This is a genomic window from Variovorax sp. P4_D9 (assembly GCF_056401695.1).
The window spans coordinates 1-5637 of sequence record NZ_JBFUIU010000590.1; the positions used below are offsets into that span (position 1 = coordinate 1).

Annotated in this window: 9 protein-coding genes; 3 read left to right on the forward strand and 6 right to left on the reverse strand. The window is 67.8% G+C overall.

The genetic code is table 11. The features are described from left to right. Positions 1-200 (reverse strand): hypothetical protein (locus AC1DY5_RS39695; RefSeq protein WP_478119941.1); only part of this gene is annotated, 200 nt, incomplete at its 3' end. 11 nt (positions 201-211) lie between these two features. On the opposite strand from AC1DY5_RS39695, the gene AC1DY5_RS39700 reads away from it, so the two are divergent. Continuing rightward, positions 212-445 (forward strand): hypothetical protein, encoded by a 234-nt coding sequence (locus AC1DY5_RS39700; RefSeq protein WP_478119942.1) that lies wholly within the window; start codon positions 212-214, stop codon positions 443-445. A gap of 144 nt (positions 446-589) precedes the next feature. Here AC1DY5_RS39700 and AC1DY5_RS39705 read toward each other — a convergent pair whose 3' ends face one another. Beyond that, on the reverse strand, positions 590-799 hold the full coding sequence (locus AC1DY5_RS39705) for a dodecin (protein WP_478119943.1): 210 nt from the start codon (positions 797-799) through the stop codon (positions 590-592). A 78-nt stretch (positions 800-877) separates the two neighbouring features. Between AC1DY5_RS39705 and AC1DY5_RS39710 the strand changes: the two genes are divergently transcribed. Further along, complete coding sequence (locus AC1DY5_RS39710; protein WP_478119944.1) at positions 878-2167, forward strand: alpha/beta hydrolase; 1290 nt, start codon at positions 878-880, stop codon at positions 2165-2167. On the opposite strand, the gene AC1DY5_RS39715 is transcribed toward AC1DY5_RS39710, so the two are convergent. Then, positions 2146-2628, reverse strand: coding sequence for a hypothetical protein (locus tag AC1DY5_RS39715; RefSeq protein ID WP_478119945.1), 483 nt, complete (start codon positions 2626-2628; stop codon positions 2146-2148). The two genes, AC1DY5_RS39710 and AC1DY5_RS39715, sit on opposite strands and share 22 nt — an antisense overlap. A 1-nt stretch (position 2629) precedes the next feature. Between AC1DY5_RS39715 and AC1DY5_RS39720 the strand changes: the two genes are divergently transcribed. Beyond that, a complete protein-coding gene (locus tag AC1DY5_RS39720; protein WP_478119949.1) occupies positions 2630-2947 on the forward strand; it encodes a M20/M25/M40 family metallo-hydrolase in 318 nt (105 codons plus the stop codon). Here AC1DY5_RS39720 and AC1DY5_RS39725 read toward each other — a convergent pair. The 3 genes from AC1DY5_RS39725 to AC1DY5_RS39735 all read right to left on the reverse strand — a co-directional run bounded on the left by AC1DY5_RS39725 (position 2944) and on the right by AC1DY5_RS39735 (position 5570). Beyond that, positions 2944-3543: a DUF3299 domain-containing protein gene (locus tag AC1DY5_RS39725; protein ID WP_478119946.1), complete on the reverse strand. Its 600-nt coding sequence runs from the start codon at positions 3541-3543 to the stop codon at positions 2944-2946. The genes AC1DY5_RS39720 and AC1DY5_RS39725 overlap by 4 nt on opposite strands. A 66-nt stretch (positions 3544-3609) precedes the next feature. Further along, the gene (locus AC1DY5_RS39730) at positions 3610-4872 is read right to left on the reverse strand and encodes an ABC transporter permease (protein ID WP_478119947.1); all 1263 of its coding nucleotides are present in this window, start codon (positions 4870-4872) and stop codon (positions 3610-3612) included. Then, positions 4869-5570 carry an ATP-binding cassette domain-containing protein gene (locus AC1DY5_RS39735; protein ID WP_478119948.1) on the reverse strand — a complete coding sequence of 234 codons (702 nt, stop codon included), beginning with the start codon at positions 5568-5570 and terminating at the stop codon, positions 4869-4871. The genes AC1DY5_RS39730 and AC1DY5_RS39735 overlap by 4 nt, the downstream gene beginning before the upstream one ends. Positions 5571-5637: the final 67 nt, after the last annotated feature.

The window sequence follows — 5637 nt, forward strand, 5'->3', positions numbered from 1 at the left end:
GCGTCCGCAAGGACGAAGCGCGCGGCCCCTGCGAAGCAGGAACCCACCGAAGAGGCAGGCCGTGCGTAACGCGCAGCACGCCTCAGCAGGAATCCTCGTCCTTCAAGGGTGAGGATGTCAAAAGCTTCTTTCCCCTTCGCCGAAAAGGCTGATTCGGCAGCAGGCGCATACTGGGGTGCATCATGCGAAGCAGCATTCAAGGAGCCCGATCATGACCAGCGCCGACCTTCCTCCGCGCTCCGGACAAGCCGCGGACGAACCCGAGATCGACGAAGCCGATGAGGCCTTGCCGGAAGAGGAAGACGAATTCGATGAGCCCGAGGCAGAGGCCACGGACGAACTCTCCGACGAGACCGGCATCGACCTCACGGACGCCAGCGAACTCGACGCCGACAACGTGCCGGCCGACGAGGAATTCGACCGGGTGATTCAGGCACCAGACTAGCTTTCGCTCGCCCCCAGCTTGCCCGGCACTTCGTGTCCGGGCGCCCACCCCCTGCCGGGGGCAACACCAGCGGGCCGGCGAAGCCGGTTCCGCGGTGTTTAACGAAGGGGGCCGGGCTGCGCCGGCCCATTCGGACAGGTCGGTCTAGTCTTCCAGGGTGAAACCGACCTTCACCGTGACTTGCCAGTGGCCGACCTTGCCGTCGACCACGTGGCCGCGGGTCTCGGTGACCTGGAACCACTGGATGTTGCGGACCGACTCGCTGGCCTTGGCGATGGCGCGGCGCACGGCGTCGTCGCTGCTGGTCGGCGAGGAGCCGGTGAGTTCGAGAAGCTTGTAGACATGATCCGACATTGGGGGTCTCCTTTTCTTGAGGAACGCCATGGTGGCACGTCTGGGGCGGTCTGTGGAGGCTCCCTATACTTCCCGCGCATGCGCAACCTCGATCTCGGGACATTCGGAATCGCCAGGGCCGTCTCGCTCTTGTCCACGTTGCTGTTGGCCGCATTGCTGGCCGGCTGCTACGCACCGGTACGGCTGATGCCGACGCCGGTGAGCTTCAGCAACGGCGACGTCGATCCATTCGAGAAGATCGGCGAGAAGCTCAAGACCACCGACGTGCCCGTGTTCTACGCCACCAACCGGCTGGCGCTGATCGAGCATCCCGAGCCGGTCCACACCATCGTGCCCACCGACGACCTGCGCATGGGCGTGGCGCACGTCCGCGTGGGCGACGAGACCCTCGACTGGGAAACCCTGCACCGGCTTTCCACCAGCGCCGATCCCGACGAGCGGCCTATCGTCCAGCTGGAGCGGCTCGAACAGAAGGCCATGCTGCGACCGAACGAGGAGGTGAAGAACTCGCCCGACGCCAAGGCCTTCTTCGCGATGGTCAACAAGGCGCTGGCTGCGAGCCCCAACAGCGAGCTGCTGATCTACGTCCACGGCTCCAACAACACGGTGCCGCGGGCCGCGGCCCAGGCGGCGCAGTTCCGGCATTTCACCGGGCGGCGCATGGTGGTGCTGGTCTTCATGTGGCCCTCGGCAGGTTCGGTCCTGCGCTACCTGACCGACGTCAACAACGCGGCCAGCACGGTCGAGCCCTTCGCCCGAATGGTCGAGCTGCTGGCCCAGAACACCACGGCATCGAAGATCGACGTGCTGGCCTACAGCGCCGGCGCGCAAGTGCTGAGCCCGGCACTGGTGCGGCTGGGTACACCGCGCCCCGGGGAATCGCGCGAGCAACTGCAGCAGCGGCTGCGGCTCGGTCAGATCTACTTCGCGGCGCCCGACATCGACACCCGCCGCTTCGTCGACGAGCTGGGCGGCTACATCGACATCATCGAACGCGTGAGCATCGCGGCCAACCTCAACGATTCGGTGCTTCGCCTCGCGGCCATCGTCGGCCGCGCGTCGCGGGCGGGCCGCCCCGACGTGACCGAACTGGACGAGGAGCAGACCCGCTTCCTGGTCGAGGCCTCGCGCAAGCTGCGCTTCGACCTGATACGGGTGGACCCGAAGGACATACCGAACCTGCCTGAGAGTTCGCACGCCTTCTGGTACGACGACCCATGGGTCAGCGGGGATATCGTGGCGCAGTTCCTGCTGAACGCTGCGCCGCTGCGCCGTGGTCTCGACGAGCAGCTGACGCCGGGCGGTGCGCGCTACTGGCGCTTCCCGGCCGACTTCTACGACCGGATCTATCGACTGTTCAGCCGCTGAGGGCAGAAGAATGATTGAACGAATTCCCGGCGCGCTGTCTGGCCTCGCTGGCCTGCGGCCTGGCCTTCACCGCCGGCCCGGTGCATGCCGCGCCCGATGCCAGGTTGCTCGCCGCGGCTCAGAAGGCACAGCCCGCGATGATCGACAACATGAAGGAGATGGTGCTGATCGAGTCCGGCAGCCTCGACGTCGACGGCTTTCTGAAGATGGCCGACCTGGTCGACGGCCAACTCAAGAAGATCGGCTTCAAGACCGAGCGGCGCAAGGCCACGGCCGGCGCCGGCGCCGACATCGTGATCGGCACGCTGAAGGGCGGCGTGACGCTGAACTGGACCGTGGCGAGCGCCAACGGGCCGTTCAACCAGATTCTCGCCAAGGCCAGGCGATGGCGACATCCGCATCACCCAGCCCGGCGCCGAGAAGAAGCTCGAAGCCGCGCTGCAAGCCAAGGCGGCCAGCAAGCTGATCCCCGACACCGAGACGGTGGTGAAGCTCGAGGTGGTGCTCCCGGCCTACCTGGCCGGCGAGAAGGGTGCCGCGCTGGCCGCGAAGGCACAGGCGATCTACAAGGAGCTGGACCGCGAGCTGGGCCTGACGCCGATGAGCGGCGGCGGCACGGACGCCGGCTTTGCGGGGCGCTCGGGCAAGGCCACGGTGGTCGAGAGCTTCGGCCTCGCGGGCTTCGGCTACCACGCGAAGGACGAGTTCATCGAGGTCGATTCGATCGTTCCGCGTCTCTACCTCGTGACCCGGCTCCTGACCGAGATCGGCAGGTCCTAGGGCTTCGGGCTGCCACTGTACTTCGTGACGCTGTCGGCCGTCACCTGGTAGCCGCTGACACCCATCATCGAGTCGTTGCGCACGGTCTGCAGCTTGCCGGTGACCCACACGGTGTCCATGGCGCGGAACTTCGCGCCCTGCTTCGGACGCACGTGCAGGATCTGGTTGGCCGGCGGCGGCGGCGTGTGGATGCAGGCGCCGAAGTAGGGCACCAGCAGGAACTCGGTAACCTCGCCCTTGCTCTCCTCGAGCGGCACGATGAAGCCGGGGATCTTCACCTCGACGCCATTGAGCGCCGGGTTGGTGGGCGCGTTGTTCGAGACTTCCTGCAGCTTCATGAGCATCTCGTTGGCGCGCGGGTCGCTGTCGTCGAGCTTGCTCAGGTCCATGCCCTTGAGCTCCTTCATCGGATCCCAGTCTTTGGGCACCAGTTCTTCCCAGCTGATGAGCCTGGGCTGGCCCGGCACCGGCTTGGCTTCCGCAGCCTTGCCGCCGAGCGGCTGGGTCGGCGAGGTGGCCTGCGGCGCCGGGCCGGCGGCGAGCGCACTGCTGGCGACGACCAGCGAGAGCAGCGTGAAGAGAGGAGGACGCGTCATGTTTCCAGTCCGTTGAGGACAGAGCAAAAACTGCTGCGCAGTTTCTTGATCTGTCCCGCAATGTATTCAGATTCTCGGGGAAAGTCCGTCGGCGAGCGAGAGCCGGTAGGCCCGGACGCCCGGCAGCAGGCCGGCCAGCCAGCCCGCCGCGACCAGGCTCGCGAGCAGCAGCCATTCGTTCAGTGTAGGTTCGGACAGCCGCAGCGCCAGTCCGAAATGCGATTGCAGCCAGGGCGTCAGGAAGGCGATGCCGAGCGCCGTCGCCACGATGCCGAGCGCGACGCCGAGCAGCGTCACGAGGGCGCCCTCGAGTGCCAGCAGCGCGAGCACATGGCGCAGGCTGGCACCCACTGCCCGTAGCACCGCCAGTTCGCGGCGCCRCTCATTGAGGCCGGCCATCACCACCGAAACCAGGCCGGCCAGGCTCACCAGTGCGACCAGCGCCGACATCAGCAGCAGCGCGTTCTCGCCGATGCCGACCACGCTCCACAATTCGTCGAGCGCCACACCCGGCAGGATCGCCATCAGCGGCTCGCCGGCATAGGTCGAGACCCAGCGCTGGACTGCGAACACCGCGGCCCGGTTCTTCAGCCCAACCATGACCGCGGTCACGTTCTTCGGCGTCAGGTCGAACTTGCGCACCTGCTCGGCCGGGATCCTGAGGCCGGGCATCGGCGCGCCGCCCATCCATTCGAGATGGATCGCCTCCATCGCCTCGAGCCCGATGTGTACCGTGCGGTCGACCGGGGTGCCGGTGCGCGCCAGCACGCCGACCACCGTGAAGGGCTTGTCGGCATGCTCGGAGACGTTGAGCTCGCCGCTGCCGTGCGTCAGCGTGATCTTTTGGCCGACGTGGTAGCCGAGTGCGTCGGCCACTTCGGCCCCGACCACGGCGTCGAACAGTTCGGCGAAGGGCTTGCCTTCGTGCAACTGCAGCGGCTGGCGATTGCCGTAGCGGAAATGATCGAAGTAGCCCGGCGTGGTCGCCAACACCGAGAAGCCGCGGTGCGAGTCGCCGAGCGACAGCGGCACCGCCCAGTCGACGCCCGGATGGGCGGCCAGCGCCTGCACGCTCTTCCACTGCATGTTGTTGGTGGCGGCGCCGATGCGAAACACCGAATACAGCAGCAGCTGCGTCGAGCCGGTGCGGGCGCCGACGATCAGGTCGGTGCCCGACACGGACGAGGCGAAGTTCTCGCGCAGCTCGGTGCGGATGCGCTCGACGCCGAGCAGCAGGAAGGTGGAGAGCGCGATCGACAACACGGTTAGCCCAAGCGTGAAGCGCCGGTTCCAGGCGCTGCGCCAGGCGATCTCGAAGAGCGCCGTCATGCGAGCGCTCCGGCCGCGCGATTGATCTCGGGCAGCAGCACATGCCGCGAGAAGCGCTCGGCGATGCGCTGGTCGTGGCTCACGAACACCAGGGCGCTGCGGTTCGCCTCGCAGGCCGCGAGCAGGACGTCGAGGAAGGCCTCGCGGCGGTCCTCGTCGAGCGCCGAGGTGGGCTCGTCGGCGATCACGACCTCGGGGTGGCCGATCATCGCCCGTGCCGCGGCCACGCGCTGCTGCTGGCCGACCGACAGCTGCATCGCCTGGCGCTGCCAAAGGCTGCGCTCGAGGCCCATGCGGTCGAGCAGCTCGCGCGCCTGCGCGGGTGCCGAGCCGTCGCGCGAGGCCTGGGCCATGCGCCGGCCCGAGAAGCGGCAGGGCAGCAGCACGTTGTCGAGCACGCTGAGGTAGGGCAGCAGGTTGAACTGCTGGAAGATGTAGCCCACGTGCGCGGCCCGGGCCCGGTCGCGCGCCGCGCCCGAGAGTTCGGCCCAGTCGTGGCCGAGCAGGCGGACCTGGCCGGTGCCGGCGATCAGCACGCCGGCCAGCAGCGACAGCAGCGTGCTCTTGCCGCAGCCGCTCGGTCCATGCAGGAACACGGCCTCGCCGGCGGCGACCTCGAAGCGCTCGATGTCGATGCAGGGCCGGTCGGCGCCGGGCCAGCCGAAGCGCAGCGACGCTGCCGAGAGAACGAAGCTCAATGGGTCACTTGCTCCAGGCCAGCCGCGTGGCGGGCCGCTTTAGCGAGCGCTTGAACTGCCCCTGCGG

Coding starts and splice junctions, on each gene's coding strand:
- AC1DY5_RS39700 (WP_478119942.1), top strand. CDS start 212: ATGACCAGCGCCGACCTTCCTCCGCGCTCCGGACAAGCCGCGGACGAA.
- AC1DY5_RS39705 (WP_478119943.1), bottom strand. CDS start 799: ATGTCGGATCATGTCTACAAGCTTCTCGAACTCACCGGCTCCTCGCCG.
- AC1DY5_RS39710 (WP_478119944.1), top strand. CDS start 878: ATGCGCAACCTCGATCTCGGGACATTCGGAATCGCCAGGGCCGTCTCG.
- AC1DY5_RS39725 (WP_478119946.1), bottom strand. CDS start 3,543: ATGACGCGTCCTCCTCTCTTCACGCTGCTCTCGCTGGTCGTCGCCAGC.